This window comes from Micromonospora sp. NBRC 110038 (assembly GCF_020884815.1).
In the GTDB taxonomy this organism is placed as follows: domain Bacteria; phylum Actinomycetota; class Actinomycetes; order Mycobacteriales; family Micromonosporaceae; genus Micromonospora; species Micromonospora haikouensis.
In genome coordinates this window covers 817,261-832,766 of the sequence record NZ_BBOL01000001.1, presented here as the reverse complement: position 1 = coordinate 832,766, position 15,506 = coordinate 817,261, and the positions used below count along the sequence as shown (strand labels likewise).

Genomic DNA, 15,506 nt, shown 5'->3' with positions numbered 1-15,506 from the left:
CAGCCTCCGGAGGATCACGAGATGAGCAGCCTGTTCACGCCACTGGCGCTGCGCGCCGTCACCCTGCCCAACCGGGTCGCCCTGGCCCCGATGTGCCAGTACAGCGCGGGCCCCGACGGCCTGCCGACCGACTGGCACCGCGTACACCTTGGTTCCCGCGCGGTGGGTGGTGCGGGCCTGGTGCTCACCGAGGCGACCGCCGTGGTGCCGGAGGGCCGGATCAGCCCGCAGGACGTCGGGCTCTGGTCCGACGCGCACGTCGACGCGTGGCGGCCGGTCACCGCGTTCGTCGCGGCGCAGGGCGCGGTGCCGGCGGTGCAGCTCGCGCACGCCGGGTTCAAGGCGTCGACGTACCGGCCGTGGGCGCCCCGGCGCGGCGGGGTGCCCGACGCCGAGGGCGGCTGGACGCCGGTCGGCCCCGGCGCGGAGCCGTTCGTGCCGGACTACCGGGTGCCGACCGCGCTCGACGAGGCGGGGATCGCGGGGGTGGTGGAGGCGTTCGCCACCGCCGCCGGCCGCGCGGTGGACGCCGGTTTCGCCGCCGTGGAGATCCACGCCGCGCACGGCTACCTGCTGCACGAGTTCCTCTCGCCGCTGACCAACCACCGCACCGACGGCTGGGGCGGGGACCGGGCGGGCCGGATGCGGCTGGCCCTGGAGGTGGCCCGCGCGGTGCGCGCGACGGTCGGCGAGAGCGTGCCCGTGCTCACCCGGATCTCCGCCACCGACTGGACCGAGGGCGGCTGGACGGTCGAGGACAGCGTGGTGCTCGCCGGGGAGCTGGCGGCGGCCGGCGTCGACCTGGTGGACGCCTCGTCCGGGGGCGCGGCTCCCCGGGCCACCATCCCGGTCGGCCCCGGCTACCAGGTGCCGCTCGCGGCCCGGATCCGCCGGGAGGCGGGCGTCGCGACGGGCGCGGTCGGCCTGATCGTCGAGCCGGAGCAGGCCGAGCAGATCGTGGCCGGCGGGGAGGCGGACCTGGTCCTGCTGGGTCGGGAGCTGCTGCGCGACCCGTACTGGCCCCGCCGGGCGGCGGCGAAGCTCGGCGCGACGCCCGACTGGCCCGCCCAGTACGAGCGCGCCTTCTGACCCCACCCGCCGCGCGCCCCGGGCCCGGGGCGCGCGGCGGGCCCGTAGGCGCGGGCGGGTCAGCCGGCCAGGTGGCCCCAGTCCCGTTCCAGGTCCCGCCAGGGGCCGTGGGCCGCGACCGTGCCGTCGACGAGCACCACCACCTGGTCGGCGCGGACCAGCGCCGCCCGCTTCGACGTCGAGCCCACCACCGTCACCCCGTGCTCGCGCAGCGCCGCCCACAGCTCCAGCTCCGTGGTGACGTCCAGCGCCGAGGACACGTCGTCGGCGACCAGCAGCTCCGTACGCGGGGCCAGCGCCCGGGCCAGCGCCAGCCGCTGGAGCTGCCCGCCGGACAGTCGGGTGCCCTTGTGCCCGATGAGCAGCCCCAACCCGCCCTCACCGACACCACCGGCCGCCGCCAGGTCGTGTTCGAGCTGGGCCGTCGACACCGCCGCGGCGGCGTCCACGTCGTGCCCGAGCGCCACGTTGTCGGCGACGGTGCCGGAGAGCACCCGGGGCAGCTGGCCGACGTAGCCGACCTGCTGGGGACGCAGGAACACCTCCGGCTCGGTGACCGGTTCGCCGTTCCAGCGCAGGGTGCCGGTGTGGTGCACGATCCCGGCGAGGGCGCGCAGCAGCGACGACTTGCCCGACCCGACCGGCCCGACGACGAGCACGAGCTGCCCGCGTTCGACGGTCAGGTCGACGTCGTGGGCAGCGAGCGTCCCGTCGGTGTGCAGCGCGCCGAAGCCGGCCAGCTCCAGCCGGCGCAGCGGACGCCGGGGCGGGGGCTCCGGCGCGGGCGCGGTGCCGGCGGTCAGGTCGACCCCGGGCACCGACGCCGAGTAGGCACCGACCCCGGCCATCGCGACCGTCCGGCGCGTCCACACCCGGGCGGACGGCAGCTGGGACACGAGCGACGCCGTCGTCCAGGCGAACCAGCGGGCCGCGCCGAGCGTGGAGACCGCGACCAGCGTCGCCCCGGCGGACAGCCCGCCGCCGAGGTAGAGCGCCCAGGCGCCGATCGGCAGCAGGCCGCTGGCCAGGGCGGGCGTCGACCGGGCCCAGACCTGCACGGAGATCTCCCGCCGCTGCCGCTCGCTGCGGGCGGTGTCGAGGTCGGCGAGGTGGCCCAGCACCGGCCGGGTCGCGCCGGCCAGCTTCACCGTGCGGGCCGCCGACAGCGACGACACCAGCGCGGTGGCGAACGCCGCCCGCGCCGCCACGGTGGCCCGCGCCGAGCGTTCCAGGCGCGGCCCGAACAGCGTCGCGGCCAGCCCGGAGACGACCATCGTCCCGGCGAAGAACAGGGCCGGGACCCAGCTGCCGGAGACCAGCGTCATGGTCACCACGATGAGCACGGAGATGGCCTGGTCGAGCATGTTGTCGGCGAGGATCACCACCCGTTCGGTGTCGCCGCCCTGGGCGACCACCTCCGCCGGGGTGTGCCCGCTGATCCGGCGCGGGCCGGTCTGCCCGTGCACCAGCCGCAGGCTGATCCGCAGCATCTGCCGCACCCACCAGTTGGGGAACATGGTGCTGGTGAGGTAGGGCACCGGGGTCGTCACCAGCAGCGCGGCGACGATGCCGACCGCCGGCCACCACGGGCCGCCCACCCCGTCGACCAGGTCGGCCCAGAGCCAGGGCAGGACCGAGCCGTCGAGGCCGAGCAGGCCCCCGAGCCCGAACAGCGTGATCGCCGCGAGGCCGTACCGCGGGTTGTTGGTGGTGAGGCGGAGGATCTCCCGCATCGTGCGGGTGCTCGGGGCCGGCGGCAGCTCGGGCGGCTCGACCTTCACCCGCGCGGTCCCGACGGGCGCGGCGGACCTTGCGGGGCCGCCGGGCGCGTCCGACGGCGGCGGGTCGGTCAGCACGGCGGCGCCGCCGGCCCGCCCGCCGACGCCCGCGCCGGCCCCGACACCCGCTCCGGCGTACGCGGAGGCGTGGCTGACGGCCAGCAGCTCGGCGAACCGTTCCGAGGCGTGCAGTGGCCCCGCCTCGACGACCGCGCCGTCGGCCAGCACCACCACCTCGTCGCAGCGGCGCACCGAGGAGAGCCGGTGGGCGATGACGATGCCGATCCGGTCGGCGAGCAGCCGGTCGGTGGCCCGCTGCACCAGCGTCTCCGTGACCGGGTCCAGCCGCGCGGTGGCCTCGTCGAGGATCACCACGTGCGGGTCGCGGACCAGGATCCGGGCGAACGCGACGAGCTGCTCCTGCCCGGCGGACAGCACGTGCCCGCCCTCGCCCAGCCGGGTGTCCAGGCCGTCGGGCAGCCCGGCGATCCAGCCGGTCAGCCCCAGCTCGTCCAGCGCCCGGGCGGCGTCGGCGAGCAGGTCGGGGTCGAACAGCGCGACGTTCTCGGCGAGGGTGCCGGCCAGGATCTCGGTGCGCTGCGGCACCACGGCGATCCACCGGCGCAGCAGCTCGACGTCGAGGTCGAGCAGGTCGGTGTCGCCGAGCAGGACGGTGCCGCGCGGCAGGTCCACGGCCCGGGTGAGCACCTTGGCCAGGGTCGACTTGCCGGATCCGGTGCGGCCGACGAGGGCGTACGACCGGCCCCGGGCGAACGTCAGCGAGACGTCGCGCAGCGCCGGCGCGCGGTCGCCGTCGGAGCCGCCGGCCGGGTAGCGGTAGGTGAGATGGCGCACGACCAGGTCGCCGTCGACGGGCTCCCGGCCGCCGGCCGGCTCCTGCGGGGCGTCCTGGAGCAGCTGCACCCGCCCCCAGGCGCCGAGCGCGTACTGCAGCTCGGGCACCATCCGGCTGACGTGCTCGACGGTCGCGCCGAACGCGAGCACGAGCAGCCACACGGCGGTCAGCCGGGCCGCGTCGATCCGGCCGGCGGCCAGCGCCCACGCCCCGCCGAGGACCACCCCGACGATGCCGACGCGGATGACGCCGGCACCGGTCGCGGTCACCCACGCCGACATCCGCCACACCAGGTTGCCCCGGGCCAGCACCGTCGCCGCGCGGCGGGCGAAGAGCCGCAGCACGTACGGCCGGGCGAGGCTGGTGCGCACGTCGTCCTGGCCGTGGACGGCCTCCTCCATCACGGCGGCGAGGTCGGTCCAGGCCTCCTCCTCGGCCATCCGGGCCGGGGCGATCCGCCGCGTCGGGCGGCGCAGGACGAGGGCGAGCAGCGCGGTCAGCGCGAGCATGCTCACCCCGGCCGGCCACCAGACGAACATGGCCACGACCGTGGAGAGCAGGCCGGTGGCGCTCATCTGGGCGATGCGTACGCCGTGCCCGCGCACCTCGGAGGCCACCTGGTAGACGTCGCCGTCGATGCGGTCCAGCAGCTCGCCGACCGGGGTGCCCTCCAGGGTGGGCAGGTCCTGCCCGAGCGCCACCCGGCACAGCCGCCGCCGCACGTCTGCCGACCAGTCGGCGGTGACCCCGGCCATCACGAGCCCGATGGTGAGGTCGGTGACGACGGCCGCGCACAGCGCCACGGCCAGGACCGCGAACAGGAGGCCCGAGCGGTGCACCAGCACCGGGCCGGCGAGCGCCGCGGCGGCGGCCTGGCCGGCGGCGCCGAGCACGATCAGCGTCGCCACCAGCGTCATCCGGCGCGCCGAGGTGGCCCACAGGTCACGGAAAAGGCGCATGTCGGTCCCTCCGGACACTCGGGTGGCGGTGTTTCCACCCTCCGTGATCCGGCCGACGCCTTCAACGCATTTACCGTCCGCGCCACCCGCCCGGGTGTCGGGGCCTCGGGCTCTCCGCGCTCCCGCGCACGTCAGAAGAGGACGGTGGCGAGGGTGCCGACCGGGCGGAACCCGCAGCGTTCGTAGACGCGGCGGGCCGGCAGGTTGAAGTCGTTGACGTACAGGCTGACGGTCGGGGCGACCCGCAGCAGCGCGTCCCGGGTGACCGCCGCCATCGCCGCCGTGGCGATCCCCCGGCCGCGCCACTCCGGGGCGACCCAGACCCCCTGGACCTGCGCGGTGTGCCGGGTCACCACCGCCAGCTCGGCCTTGAAGACGACCTGGCCGTCGACGAACCGCGCGTACGCCCGCCCGGCCCGGACCAGGTCGGCGACCCGCCGCCGGTAGCCGCGCCCGCCGTCCTCGATTAGCGGCGAGACGCCGACCTCCTCGGTGTACATGGCCACGGCGGCGGGGAAGAGGCGGTCCACCTCGTTGCCGCGTACCAGCCGCACGTCGGGGTCGATGACGACCGACGGGAGCGCGTCGGTGGCCAGCAGCGGCTGGTTGGGCCGGACGTCCCGGGCCGGCCCCCAGTGCCCGCAGAGCCGGTCCCAGAGGCCGAGCACCGCGTCGGCCCGCCCGACGATCGACGAGCAGAGCCGTTCCTCGGCGGCGAGCAGCTCGGCGTAGGCGGCGACGGCCGACTCCGAGGCGAGCACGGGGGTGAGGTTGCCGCCGAGCCAGCAGATCGACTCGAGGTGGCGGCGCGCGCCGTAGCCCAGGATGCGCGCCTCGGCCCGCCACCAGGCCAGCCCGCGCGCGGTGACCCGCTCGGCGACCTGCGCCCCCGCGAACGGGTCGAGGTCGAGCAGCCGCTCGACCGCACGCCGCTCCGACTCCCCGAGTTGCCGCACCGGCGCCGTCAGCACGCCTCCAGCCTGCCAGATCGGCCGCCCGCCCCGCCGGCCGAGTACGGAGTCCGCCGCGGGCTGGGCCGGGGTCGCGCCGGCCCGGCGGCCGGCGGCGCACAAACGAGTTGTTGCCGATCCGTTGGCGATATATCGTTGATGCATCAGCGACAAGACTTCGAGGGGAGAGAACCATGGGGTTCCACCGACGGACACACATGCACGAGGCGCGGATGCGGGGCTTCGGCTTCCCGCCGTTCCCACCCGGTCCCCCCGGCCCGCCCTTCCCGCCGGTCCCGCCCGGGCACGGGGGCCCGCACGGCGGCGGGCGGGGTGGCCACCGGGGGCGAGGCCGGGGGCGGCGACCCAACGTCCGCGCCGCCGTGCTGGCCCTGCTCACCGAGCGGCCGATGCACGGCTACGAGATGATCCAGGAGATCGACTCCCGCACCGGCGGGGCCTGGCGGCCCAGCCCCGGGTCGATCTACCCGACCCTCCAGCTCCTGGAGGACGAGGGCGTCGTCGCCGCCACCACAGAGGAGGCCGGCGGCGGGCGCAAGCGGTTCACGGTCACCGAGGCGGGCCGGGCCGAGGCCGACGAGGCGGCGCAGGCCCCGCCGTGGGGCGAGTTCGCCGAGGACACCGTGGCGAGCTGGCACGACATCCGCGACGCCGGCACGCAGGCGATGCACGCGCTGCGGCAGGTGATGATGACCGGCACGGACGACCAGCGGGAGCGGGCCGCGCAGGTGCTCGCCGAGACCCGGCGCAAGCTCTACGCCATCCTCGCCGAGGGGTGAGGGAGGGCACACGACAGGGGGCCGTTCCCGGCGGAACGGCCCCCTGTCGGCGCGTGGTGCGGCGTGGTGCGGCGGGTCAGTGCACCGTGACGGTGGCCCCCGGGAGCAGGTCCCGCAGCTCCTCGGGCAGCTCCGCGCCCATCTCGTCGGCGATCCGCAGCGCCTCTTCGATCAGCGTCTCCACGATCTGCCCCTCAGGGACGGTCTTGACGACCTTGCCCTTGACGAAGATCTGCCCCTTGCCGTTGCCCGAGGCGACGCCGAGGTCGGCCTCGCGGGCCTCCCCCGGACCGTTGACGACGCAGCCCATGACGGCCACCCGCAGCGGCACCGGCAGCCCCTCCAGGCCGGCGGTGACCTCCTCGGCCAGCTTGTAGACGTCGACCTGGGCCCGCCCGCAGGACGGGCAGGAGACGATCTCCAGGCCCCGCTCGCGCAGCCCCAGCGACTCCAGGATCTGGTTGCCGACCTTGATCTCCTCCACCGGCGGGGCGGACAGCGACACCCGGATCGTGTCGCCGATCCCCTCGGCCAGCAGCGCGCCGAAGGCGACCGCCGACTTGATGGTGCCCTGGAACGCCGGCCCGGCCTCGGTGACGCCGAGGTGCAGCGGGTAGTCGCAGCGCTCGGCGAGCTGCCGGTACGCCCGGATCATGACTACCGGGTCGTTGTGCTTCACGGAGATCTTGATGTCACGGAAGCCGTGCTCCTCGAACAGCGAGCACTCCCACAGCGCCGACTCGACCAGCGCCTCGGCGGTGGCCTTGCCGTACTTGGCGAGCAGCCGCTTGTCCAGCGAGCCGGCGTTGACGCCGATGCGGATCGGCACCCCGGCGTCGCCGGCCGCCTTCGCGATCTCCTTGACCTTGTCGTCGAACTGCCGGATGTTGCCCGGGTTCACCCGGACGGCGGCGCAGCCGGCGTCGATCGCGGCGAAGACGTACCTGGGCTGGAAGTGGATGTCGGCGATCACCGGGATCTGCGACTTGCGGGCGATCGCCGGCAGGGCCTCCACGTCGTCCTGCGAGGGCACGGCGACCCGGACGATCTGGCAGCCGGACGCGGTCAGCTCGGCGATCTGCTGGAGGGTGGCGTTGACGTCGGAGGTGAGGGTGGTGGTCATCGACTGCACCGACACCGGCGCGCCCCCACCGACCGGCACCGAGCCGACCATGATCTGGCGGCTGGCCCGGCGCGGGGCGAGCGCGGGGGGCGGCGCGACGGGCATACCGAGACTGACTGCGGTCACTTCAGGCACTCACCTTGAGAAGAGCGTGATCGGGTTGACGACGTCCGCGGTGACGGTCAGCAGCGTGAACACGCCGCCGATCAGGATCACCACGTACGTGATGGGCATGAGCTTGAGATAGTCGACGCGGCCCGGGTCCGGGCGGCCGAACCGGGCGAAGACCCAGGACCGGACCCGCTCGAACCAGGCGATGGCGATGTGCCCGCCGTCGAGCGGCAGCAACGGCAGCAGGTTGAACACGCCGATGAAGAAGTTCAGCGACACGAACAGCATGAAGAACACCAGCCAGGCGTTGTTCTCCACGGCCTCACCGCCGAGCCGGCTCGCGCCGACCACGCTGATCGGGGTGTCCACGTCCCGCTCGCCGCCGCTGATGGCCGTCCAGAGGGCGGGCACCTTCTGCGGGATGCGCTTCATCGCCTCGTACGTGCCGACGGCCATGTCGCCGGTGAACCGGGCGGTCCCGCCGAGGGCGGCGACCGGGCCGTACTGGACCCGGGTGGGGGTGCTGAACTGGAGGCCGATGCCGAGCGCGGCGACCGGGCCGACCGCGCCCTTCGGGTCGTCCAGGGGCGGGCGCTGGGTCTGCGCGAGCACGGTGCTCGTGGTGCCGGGCTGGCCGTCGCGGACGTACCCGATCTGGGCGGTGTCGCCCGGCTTGGTGGCCCGCAGCGCGGTCAGCAGCTCGCCGTAGTTGTTGATCGGGGTGCCGTTGAACGAGGTGATCCGGTCGCCGTCGCGCAGGTTGGCCGTCGCGGCCGGGCTGGCCGGGTCGCTCGTCGCGCACTCACGCACGGCGTTCTCCGGCACCACGCACCTGGCCAGGGCGATGACCGCCGGCTCCTGGCGGGCCTCGGCGTCGGTGGTCGGGAAGTCCGGGTTGGGCAGGCCGGCGGAGACGGCGATGATCCAGGTCGCGACGAGGGCCAGCGCGAAGTGGGTGACCGACCCGGCGGACATCACGATCGTCCGCTTCCAGACCGGGTAGCGCCACATCGCGCGGTGCTCGTCGCCCGGCTCGACGTCGTCGTCCTGCGGCGTCATTCCGACGATCTTGCAGAAGCCGCCGAGCGGGATGCCCTTGAGGCCGTACTCGGTCTCGCCCCGCTTGAAGCTCCAGATGGTGGGGCCGAAGCCGACGAAGTAGCGGGTGACCTTCATCCCGAACGCCTTGGCGGTGAGCATGTGCCCCGCCTCGTGCAGGCTGACCGAGACGAGGATGGCCAGGGCGAACAGGACCACCCCGAGCAGGTACGCCATCAAGCTCCTTCCACCGATGCCGATGCCGACGACGCCGCCGAGACCGACGACGACGCCGATGGTGACGCCACGATGATCTCCTGCGCGTGCGCGCGCGCCCACGACTCGGCGGCGAGCACGTCCTCGACGGTACCTGGTTCGGCGAAATCGGGAGCGTCGTCCAGCACCCGCCGGAGGGTGTCCACGATGCCGAGGAACGGCAGCCGGCCGGCGACGAACGCCGCGACGCACTCCTCGTTGGCCGCGTTGTAGATCGCCGGGCGGCAGCGCCCGGCCTCCCCGGCCGCCTTGGCCAGCGCCACCGCCGGGAACGCCTCGTCGTCGAGCGGGGTGAACTCCCAGGTGTGCGCCGTGGTCCAGTCGACGGCGGCGGCGGCGTCCGGCACCCGGTCGGGCCAGCCGATGCCCAGCGCGATGGGCAGCCGCATGTCGGGCGGGCTGGCCTGGGCCAGCGTCGACCCGTCGGCGAACTCGACCATCGAGTGGATCACCGACTGCGGGTGCACCATGACGGTGATGTCGGTGTACCGCACGTCGAACAGCTCGTGCGCCTCGATCACCTCCAGCGCCTTGTTGACCATCGTCGCCGAGTTGATCGTGACGACCGGCCCCATGTTCCAGGTCGGGTGCGCCAGGGCCTGCTCGGGCGTGACCTGCGTCAACTCGTCGCGCCGCCGCCCCCGGAACGGCCCGCCGCTGGCGGTGACCACCAGCCGGCGCACCTCGCCCCGGGTGCCGCCGCGCAGGCACTGGGCCAGCGCCGAGTGCTCAGAGTCGACGGGCACGATCTGCCCCGGCCGCGTCACCGCGGCCTTCACGAGCGGGCCGCCGGCCACGAGCGACTCCTTGTTGGCCAGGGCGAGGGTACGCCCGGCGCGCAGCGCCGCGAGCGTCGGCGCGAGCCCCAGCGAGCCGACCACCCCGTTGAGTACGACGTCGCAGGGCCACTGCGCCAGCTCGGTCATCGCGTCCGGCCCCGCCACGATCTTGGGCAGCTTGAAGTCGCCGCTGGACCAGCCCCGCCGGCTCGCCTCGGCGTAGAAGGCGAGCTGGAGGTCCTGCGCGGCCGACGCCTTCGCCACCCCGACCGCCTCGACGCCCAGTTCGAGGGCCTGCGCGGCGAGCAGCTCGACGTTGCCGCCCCCGGCGCCGAGCGCCACCACCCGGAACCGGTCGGGGTTGCGCCGGACGATGTCGATGGCCTGGGTGCCGATCGAGCCGGTCGAGCCGAGCAGCACAAGATCGCGGGGAGTTGTCACCCGTCCATTCTTCCCCAGCCGGGCTGTGCGCCCGCCGGGAGCCTCACCGCCGTCAGGGCGCCTCGTCGTCGAGCAGGTCGGCCGGGTCGACCGTGAATTCGAACGGGCGGCTCATCGTGAACGTGCTGCCGGCCGCGGCGGCGGCGAGCGGGCGGTACTCGCCGTCGACCAGCTCGTACAGCGCCAGCGTCGGCACCCGGTTGCGCAGGTCGACGCGGAGGAAGAACGGCACTGCGGCGGCGGCGTACTCGCGGGGGCGGTCGATCACGTCCTTGCGCCGGTTGCCCGGTGAGACGATCTCCCCGAGCAGCACGGCGTCGCTGATCTTCATCGTCGTCCGGCCGCCGCCCGAGGCACGCAACACGGCGATGTCGGGGATGAACAGGTCGTCGCCCGAGACGATGTTGACCTCGTGGTAGAGCCAGAGCCCCGCCCGCCGGGCCGCCTGCTTGAGCAGGTAAGCCAGGTCGAGTTCGACGTTCTGGTGGTCGAAGCCGGCATGTGGTGTCACGATCACGCTTCCGCTCAGGACCTCGACCTTGGGGCCGTTGGTCTCCGGCAAGAGGTCGAGGGCGAGCCGCGCCGTCCACGGCTCGTCGTGCCACCGGAGCACGTCGAAAGACGGCTCGGGCCGCTGCGACGCCGGCTCGGGCGCAAACGCTGCCTGGGCCATCGGGCTCACCCCCTCAGCGCGACATTCTGCTCAGGTCAGCCTAGCCGTCGCAGCCCTCGGCACAGCGCATCGCACAGCCTGTCCGACGGGAGTCGGGCCTGGGTGAGCGTGCGGCCGGATCACGTCACCAGCCGCTGAAGGCCACCAGAAAGCCGAGCCCGAGCCCGCCGAGGACGAACAGGTAGCCCAAGCCGATGAAGACCAACCGGCGGTGCCGCAACGGCAACGGCAGGAACCCGGCGAGAGCGAGCAGCACCCCGAGCACGGCGCCGCCGGTCGGTGCGAGCACCACCAACTCACCGGCTGACCCGCAGATCATCAGCCCCTCGGTGCCTTCGGTGCCGCAGGCGTCTGCGGCCATCGGCAGGAACATCCCGACCAGTGCCACGACCAGGGCGAGCACGACCAGCAGCACGACCGCGACCACGGCGGCGGCGGTGGCCGCCACACTCCCCGGGCGGGCCCCCGTTGCACCCGGGCGGGTGCCCGCCGACAGCGGGGCATAGCCCTGGGGACCGCCCGGCACCACCATGTTCGTCCTCCTGCTTGTCGCAAACCCCGGCCTGCCGACGTTGCCTGGGATCTCCCAGGGGTGGCTGGCGCGGGCACGAGCGTAGGCCGCCGGCAACGGCCCGGCAACGGCTGACCAGGCGAAGTGTCGGCACCGACCAGCGGGGTGCGTTCCCGGGGTCCGCGCGACGGTGTCGCCAGCGTCGTCGGCTGCGGTGACGCGCCGCCGGCCGGTGTCGCCAGGCGCTGTCAGGCGTCGGCGCGCAGGACGAAGGCGTCCAGTTCCTCGCCGCCGTACCAGTCGGTGCGCCGGCCCACGTACGCCATGCCGAGCCGCCGGGCGACCGCCGCCGACGCCGTGTTGCCCGGCGCGACCACCGCCCACACCTGCGGGGTGCCCGTCGCCAACTCCCGGGCCACCAGGGCGCGGGCCGCCTCGGTGGCGTACCCGTGGCCCCACGAGTCGGGGTGCAGGTGCCAGCCGACCTCGATGTCGGTGGTCGGCACGCGCTCGTCGCGGCCCGGCAGCGGCTTGAGCAGCACCGTCCCGACGATCCGCCCGTCGGCGAGCGTCTCGATCGCCCAGGTGCCGTACCGGTCGCCGTGGGCGGCGTGCCGCTCCCGCCACCAAGCGAGCCGGTCGGCGCTGAGGCGTTCCGTGGTGAGCACGGTCATGACGCGGGATCGTAATGCGTACCGGGGAGCGGGGCGGGGAAGAAGGTCGCGGTGGCAGACGGATGGCAGCGGACGAAGCGGATCATCAGCGCCGCGTTCCGGCCGGTACGCGGGCGGGACCTGTCGCTGCACGCTGCCGCCATCACGTTCTACGGGTCGATCGCCGTGGTGCCCGTGGCGCTGCTGGCCATCTGGACGACGGGGCTGGCCGCCGGGGCGGACCGGGTGCGGCGGCTCACCTCGTACGCCATCGAGACGCTGCCCACCGACATCGGCGCGCACCGGGCGGTGGCCGCGCTGCTGGAGGCCGGGCTCGGCCTGACCCCGGCGCTGGCCCTGGCCTCGCTGCTGCCGGCGTCGCTGTACGGCGAGGGGCTGCGCCGGGCGTTCGTGTCGGTGGCCGCCCCGCGCGAGCCGGGCGGGGCGCTGGTCGGCTGGCGGGGCCGGCTGCTGCTGCTCCCGCTGCTCGCGCCCGCCCCCGCGCTGCTGCTGTCGATCCTGCTGGCGCTGCCGGTGACGACCCACCTGGTGCGCCAGGGCGGCTGGCGGGGCGCGCTCGGCGTGGTGCTGTCGTTCCTCGGCGTCTGGCTGGTGCTCACCCCGGTGCTGATGTGGGTGTTCCGGGTGGTGGGGCCGGCGTCGCCGGACTTCCTGTCGACGCTGGCGATCGGGTCGTTCACGGCGGCGAACCTGTCGGGCTTCCTGCACGGCTTCGTGCTGTTCGCCTCGCTGCCGCTCGACCTCGGGGTGCCGTTCGGCGGCTTCGACGCGATCGGCGGCGGGGTGGCGGTGCTGCTCTGGCTCTACCTGTTCCACGTGATCGTGCTGGCCGGGTACTCGGCGACGCTCGCCCTGTCGGACTGGCGGTCCCGCCGCGCCGCCGCACGATGAGCATGCGCGAGGGCGCGGCGGGCCTCCTGCCCGGGTGTCGCTGGCCCCGGGTGTCGCTGGGCTAGGGTGTCGCTAGGGGCGGTCGAGCACGCCCGCCCGGGTCGCCTCGACGAAGCCCGCCCAGGCTGCCGGGGCGAAGCTCAGCGCCGGGCCCTGCCGGTCCTTGCTGTCGCGCACGCCCACCGCGTCGGCGAACGCCGCCACCTCGACGCAGTCGCCTTCCCCGCCGGAGCGGGTGGACGTGCGCCACACACCGTCACGCTGCACTGGACATCTCCTTCGCTGTCGATGCGATCAGCTCGCGGGACTCGGCCCCGCTCAGCGCCCGCTCGGCGAGCGAGCGCCAGGCTTCCTCGTACGTCTCGATCTCGTGCGGCCTGTCCAGGTAGACCGCGCCGCACGGCCCGTCGGAGTAGATGGTGGTCGGCTCGGGCTCCCGCACCTGCTGCGGGAAGTCGAGCATGGTGAACGTGCCCGCCTGCGACCAGCGGACCAGCCCGGCGTCCAGCGGCAGCACCCGGACGCTGACGTTGTGCTGCTCGCCCGTCACCGTCAGGGCGTCGAGCTGGCGGGCCATCGCCGCCCGGTCGCGCAGCGGCCGGCGCAGCACCGCCTCGCTGATGATCACGTCGAGCTGCGGCGCCCGGGGGATCGCCCGGACGAGCAGCCGCTGCCGGCGCAGCCGCACGTCCACCTTCGCCCGGCGTTCCGCCTCGCTCAACTGCGGGCAGTCGGTCGCGATCACCTCGGTCATGTACTCGACGGTCTGCAACAGCCCCGGCACCAGGTCGGCCTCGTACTTGCGGATCCGCGTCGCGGCGGACTCCAGGCCGACGTACAGCTTGAACCAGTCCTTGATCGCCTCCCCGTAGCTGTGCCACCAGCCGTGCGCCTTGGTCTCCCGGGCCAGGGCGCGCATGGTGTCGATGGTCTCGCGTGACGCGCCGTAGACCCGGCACATGGCCTCCACGTCGTTCGGGTGCATGGAGACCTGACCCGTCTCGTAGCGCCAGATCCGGGGTGCCGACCATTCGAGTTCCTTGGCCGCCGCCGCGACCGTCACGTACGCGTTCTCGCGAAGCTCCCTCAGATACCTGCCGAGCTGCCTACGCGGGACGGTGCTGCCCGAGTCGTCCACGTCATCCCCTTATCTGTCGTCGCGTAAGGCACCTCATCCCTTGGTCCGCATTCTTCTCCGAAGCATTGCTCACCGCCAGCAACGAAACGAGCATCATCCGTGACCACCGCTTCGCGGCGTGGTCCCCCCGAGGGGGCAGGAGCCTCCCCCGACCTCATCCCGGCTCCTGCCCCCACCCCCATGAACCGACCCGACCCGGAGGCGCACGTGGGCATCCCCGGAAGACGCCGCACCGACCGGCCCGTGCCGCTGGGCCCGACGCACCGCCGCGATTGGTCCCGCTGGGGGCGGCACTGCGTGTGCGGCCTGCGCTGGCCCTGCCCCGACCGCATGCTGTGCCGGCCCGACCCGGACCGGCTGGCGGGCAGGCGGTGCACCGGCCGCGCCGCCCCGACCGCCCGGCCGATGGCCCCGGCGACCGCGCCGCACCGGGCCGCCGGGCCCCTGCGACGGGGCGAGCGACGACCATGAGCAGCGGGTACGGGGTGTCGCTGGCCGAGCTACGCCGGCACGTGGCGGCCCGCCCGACGTGGCGGTGTCGGGTGTGTGCTGCGCCGTGGCCCTGCCAGCCGGCGAAGCTCTGCCTACGCGTCGAGTACGCACGCGACCGGGTCGGGCTGGCGATCTATCTGTGCGTGCTGATGCACGACGCGATCGCCGACCGGCTGCGCACCCATCCGAAGGAGGTGGATCCGGCGGACTACTTCGCCCGCTTCATCGGCTGGACCCGCCACTGACCGCCCAAGAAGCGGAACACAGCAAGGTCCAGGGTCTGCAACAAGTTGTCGCCGAGCCACACGTTGCGATCACCCCGCACGTTACCTGGCCACGCTAAGCGCATGACGTGTCCACCCAGACCGCCACCGACGTCGACCTCAAGCCGCATTGCTTGCTCACCTCCGGCTCAACTCACCGACTCAGACACCACCCTTTTCACCAACACTTTTAGCCGCATCCCAGAGAACCCAATGAAGCAGTCGATCGCGATCGACTGCGGCAGCGTTACGCAAGCTTTGGAACTCATCTATCGCCACGTCAAGGCGGGAGTAATGCAGCTCGACCCGCTCAACGCCGGATGCTTTCGTGGGATTCTTGACCGCCGCCACAACGCACATCCAACACGGCACAGGAGACGACTCTTGAAGGTAGGGCAGGAGATAGTAGCACCAGCCCTCTTGGACCACGAGACCGCTGCCCTTACGACTTAATCCAGAGCTTTTGGCGGCATCGACAAGCGTGGACATCTCACGTGACGAGACCTCCTTGGCAACCCGGGGAACAGGCCATCCGAAGCGCGACCTGATCATACCTTCACGCCACAGCCTCCTCATCACGATCACCCCTCTGACACGGCCACACATTCAAGAAGGGAGGGCCCTCGGCTCGAAGCCAGGTTGGCCAAACTGACGGCAACCGTGA

15 protein-coding genes are annotated in these 15,506 nt (G+C 73.7%); 4 read left to right on the top strand and 11 right to left on the bottom strand.

Features of this window, described 5'->3' with window-relative positions; genetic code table 11:
* The first annotated feature begins 21 nt into the window (after positions 1-21).
* Positions 22-1,089 (top strand): NADH:flavin oxidoreductase/NADH oxidase, encoded by a 1,068-nt coding sequence (locus LPU61_RS03510; RefSeq protein ID WP_043962387.1) that lies wholly within the window; start codon positions 22-24, stop codon positions 1,087-1,089.
* Between the two features lie 59 nt (positions 1,090-1,148).
* Here the strand turns inward: LPU61_RS03510 and LPU61_RS03505 are convergent, their stop codons facing one another.
* Both LPU61_RS03505 and LPU61_RS03500 read right to left on the bottom strand, forming a co-directional pair.
* Positions 1,149-4,682, bottom strand: a complete 3,534-nt coding sequence (locus tag LPU61_RS03505) for an ATP-binding cassette domain-containing protein (protein WP_229404110.1) — start codon at positions 4,680-4,682, stop codon at positions 1,149-1,151.
* Positions 4,683-4,813: 131 nt separating this feature from the next.
* The gene (locus tag LPU61_RS03500) at positions 4,814-5,653 is read right to left on the bottom strand and encodes a GNAT family N-acetyltransferase (protein WP_043964165.1); all 840 of its coding nucleotides are present in this window, start codon (positions 5,651-5,653) and stop codon (positions 4,814-4,816) included.
* Between the two features lie 173 nt (positions 5,654-5,826).
* Between LPU61_RS03500 and LPU61_RS03495 the strand changes: the two genes are divergently transcribed.
* Positions 5,827-6,432, top strand: a complete 606-nt coding sequence (locus LPU61_RS03495) for a PadR family transcriptional regulator (RefSeq protein ID WP_043962385.1) — start codon at positions 5,827-5,829, stop codon at positions 6,430-6,432.
* Positions 6,433-6,508: 76 nt separating this feature from the next.
* On the opposite strand, the gene ispG is transcribed toward LPU61_RS03495, so the two are convergent.
* The 6 genes from ispG to LPU61_RS03465 all read right to left on the bottom strand — a co-directional run bounded on the left by ispG (position 6,509) and on the right by LPU61_RS03465 (position 12,058).
* The gene (ispG, locus tag LPU61_RS03490; protein ID WP_043962384.1) at positions 6,509-7,681 is read right to left on the bottom strand and encodes a flavodoxin-dependent (E)-4-hydroxy-3-methylbut-2-enyl-diphosphate synthase; all 1,173 of its coding nucleotides are present in this window, start codon (positions 7,679-7,681) and stop codon (positions 6,509-6,511) included.
* A gap of 9 nt (positions 7,682-7,690) precedes the next feature.
* Positions 7,691-8,941 carry an RIP metalloprotease gene (locus tag LPU61_RS03485; protein WP_043962383.1) on the bottom strand — a complete coding sequence of 417 codons (1,251 nt, stop codon included), beginning with the start codon at positions 8,939-8,941 and terminating at the stop codon, positions 7,691-7,693.
* Positions 8,941-10,200: a 1-deoxy-D-xylulose-5-phosphate reductoisomerase gene (dxr, locus tag LPU61_RS03480; RefSeq protein WP_229404108.1), complete on the bottom strand. Its 1,260-nt coding sequence runs from the start codon at positions 10,198-10,200 to the stop codon at positions 8,941-8,943. The genes LPU61_RS03485 and dxr overlap by 1 nt, the downstream gene beginning before the upstream one ends.
* Positions 10,201-10,252: 52 nt before the next feature.
* Positions 10,253-10,873 (bottom strand): Uma2 family endonuclease, encoded by a 621-nt coding sequence (locus tag LPU61_RS03475; RefSeq protein ID WP_229404106.1) that lies wholly within the window; start codon positions 10,871-10,873, stop codon positions 10,253-10,255.
* Positions 10,874-10,997: 124 nt separating this feature from the next.
* Positions 10,998-11,405 carry a hypothetical protein gene (locus LPU61_RS03470; RefSeq protein WP_229404104.1) on the bottom strand — a complete coding sequence of 136 codons (408 nt, stop codon included), beginning with the start codon at positions 11,403-11,405 and terminating at the stop codon, positions 10,998-11,000.
* A gap of 227 nt (positions 11,406-11,632) precedes the next feature.
* Complete coding sequence (locus LPU61_RS03465) at positions 11,633-12,058, bottom strand: GNAT family N-acetyltransferase (RefSeq protein WP_229404101.1); 426 nt, start codon at positions 12,056-12,058, stop codon at positions 11,633-11,635.
* 51 nt (positions 12,059-12,109) lie between these two features.
* On the opposite strand from LPU61_RS03465, the gene LPU61_RS03460 reads away from it, so the two are divergent.
* Positions 12,110-12,949 carry a YhjD/YihY/BrkB family envelope integrity protein gene (locus LPU61_RS03460; RefSeq protein ID WP_229404099.1) on the top strand — a complete coding sequence of 280 codons (840 nt, stop codon included), beginning with the start codon at positions 12,110-12,112 and terminating at the stop codon, positions 12,947-12,949.
* Positions 12,950-13,021: 72 nt separating this feature from the next.
* On the opposite strand, the gene LPU61_RS03455 is transcribed toward LPU61_RS03460, so the two are convergent.
* Positions 13,022-13,201, bottom strand: a complete 180-nt coding sequence (locus LPU61_RS03455) for a DUF397 domain-containing protein (RefSeq protein ID WP_229404555.1) — start codon at positions 13,199-13,201, stop codon at positions 13,022-13,024.
* Between the two features lie 4 nt (positions 13,202-13,205).
* Positions 13,206-14,087, bottom strand: coding sequence for a helix-turn-helix transcriptional regulator (locus LPU61_RS03450; protein WP_229404097.1), 882 nt, complete (start codon positions 14,085-14,087; stop codon positions 13,206-13,208).
* A 467-nt stretch (positions 14,088-14,554) separates the two neighbouring features.
* Between LPU61_RS03450 and LPU61_RS03445 the strand changes: the two genes are divergently transcribed.
* Positions 14,555-14,824 carry a hypothetical protein gene (locus tag LPU61_RS03445; RefSeq protein ID WP_229404095.1) on the top strand — a complete coding sequence of 90 codons (270 nt, stop codon included), beginning with the start codon at positions 14,555-14,557 and terminating at the stop codon, positions 14,822-14,824.
* Between the two features lie 180 nt (positions 14,825-15,004).
* Here LPU61_RS03445 and LPU61_RS03440 read toward each other — a convergent pair whose 3' ends face one another.
* Complete coding sequence (locus tag LPU61_RS03440; RefSeq protein ID WP_144420196.1) at positions 15,005-15,331, bottom strand: hypothetical protein; 327 nt, start codon at positions 15,329-15,331, stop codon at positions 15,005-15,007.
* Between the last annotated feature and the right edge of the window lie 175 nt (positions 15,332-15,506).

Excerpts from the sequence above, each read along its gene's own strand:
- LPU61_RS03510 (WP_043962387.1), top strand. The coding sequence starts at position 22 with ATGAGCAGCCTGTTCACGCCACTGGCGCTGCGCGCCGTCACCCTGCCC.
- LPU61_RS03505 (WP_229404110.1), bottom strand. The coding sequence starts at position 4,682 with ATGCGCCTTTTCCGTGACCTGTGGGCCACCTCGGCGCGCCGGATGACG.
- LPU61_RS03495 (WP_043962385.1), top strand. The coding sequence starts at position 5,827 with ATGGGGTTCCACCGACGGACACACATGCACGAGGCGCGGATGCGGGGC.
- LPU61_RS03485 (WP_043962383.1), bottom strand. The coding sequence starts at position 8,941 with ATGGCGTACCTGCTCGGGGTGGTCCTGTTCGCCCTGGCCATCCTCGTC.
- LPU61_RS03475 (WP_229404106.1), bottom strand. The coding sequence starts at position 10,873 with ATGGCCCAGGCAGCGTTTGCGCCCGAGCCGGCGTCGCAGCGGCCCGAG.
- LPU61_RS03470 (WP_229404104.1), bottom strand. The coding sequence starts at position 11,405 with ATGGTGGTGCCGGGCGGTCCCCAGGGCTATGCCCCGCTGTCGGCGGGC.
- LPU61_RS03465 (WP_229404101.1), bottom strand. The coding sequence starts at position 12,058 with ATGACCGTGCTCACCACGGAACGCCTCAGCGCCGACCGGCTCGCTTGG.
- LPU61_RS03445 (WP_229404095.1), top strand. The coding sequence starts at position 14,555 with ATGAGCAGCGGGTACGGGGTGTCGCTGGCCGAGCTACGCCGGCACGTG.
- LPU61_RS03440 (WP_144420196.1), bottom strand. The coding sequence starts at position 15,331 with ATGTCCACGCTTGTCGATGCCGCCAAAAGCTCTGGATTAAGTCGTAAG.